Below are 1,104 nucleotides of genomic sequence, written 5' to 3' on the forward strand. Positions count from 1 at the left end.
CGGTCTGATGTGTGTGTGGTGGCCGCAGAGACCAGGGAGAAGCGACTGTTTACTAAAAACACAGGTCCGTGCGAAGCTGTAAGGCGATGTATACGGACTGACGCCTGCCCGGTGCTGGAAGGTTAAGAGGACCTGTTAAACCCTTCGGGGTTGAAGCGGAGAATTTAAGCCCCAGTAAACGGCGGTGGTAACTATAACCATCCTAAGGTAGCGAAATTCCTTGTCGGGTAAGTTCCGACCTGCACGAATGGCGTAACGACTTCTCTGCTGTCTCAACCGCGAACTCGGCGAAATTGCATTACGAGTAAAGATGCTCGTTACGCGCAGCAGGACGGAAAGACCCCGAGACCTTCACTATAGTTTGGTATTGGTGTTCGGTGTGGCTTGTGTAGGATAGGTGGGAGACTGTGATCCGGCATCGCTAGGTGTTGGGGAGTCGTTGTTGAAATACCACTCTGGCCATTCTGGATTCCTTAACTTCGGACCCTGATCGGGTTCAGGGACAGTGCCTGATGGGTAGTTTAACTGGGGCGGTTGCCTCCTAAAGAGTAACGGAGGCGCCCAAAGGTTCCCTCAGCCTGGTTGGCAATCAGGTGTCGAGTGTAAGTGCACAAGGGAGCTTGACTGTGAGACGGACGTGTCGAGCAGGAGCGAAAGCTGGGACTAGTGACCCGGCCGTGGATTGTGGAATCGCGGTCGCTCAACGGATAAAAGGTACCTCGGGGATAACAGGCTGATCTTGCCCAAGAGTCCATATCGACGGCATGGTTTGGCACCTCGATGTCGGCTCGTCGCATCCTGGGGCTGGAGTTGGTCCCAAGGGTTGGGCTGTTCGCCCATTAAAGCGGTACGCGAGCTGGGTTTAGAACGTCGTGAGACAGTTCGGTCCCTATCCGCTGCGTGCGTTGGAGATTTGAGAAGGGCTGTCCTTAGTACGAGAGGACCGGGACGGACGAACCTCTGGTGTGCCAGTTGTTCTGCCAAGGGCATGGCTGGTTTGCTACGTTCGGGAGGGATAACCGCTGAAAGCATCTAAGTGGGAAGCCTGCTTCGAGATGAGGTCTCCTTTAAGGTGTCCTAGAGATGATGGGGTTGATAGGCCAG

The 1,104-nt window shown here is 54.7% G+C and carries 1 rRNA gene; it reads left to right on the forward strand.

Annotated features, from left to right (window positions below):
* Positions 1-1,104, forward strand: a 23S ribosomal RNA gene (locus NQ038_RS15150); the annotation flags it as partial.

Origin of the sequence: Brevibacterium sp. 50QC2O2, from assembly GCF_024580675.1 — a bacterium.
Taxonomy (GTDB): Bacteria; Actinomycetota; Actinomycetes; order Actinomycetales; family Brevibacteriaceae; genus Brevibacterium; species Brevibacterium moorei.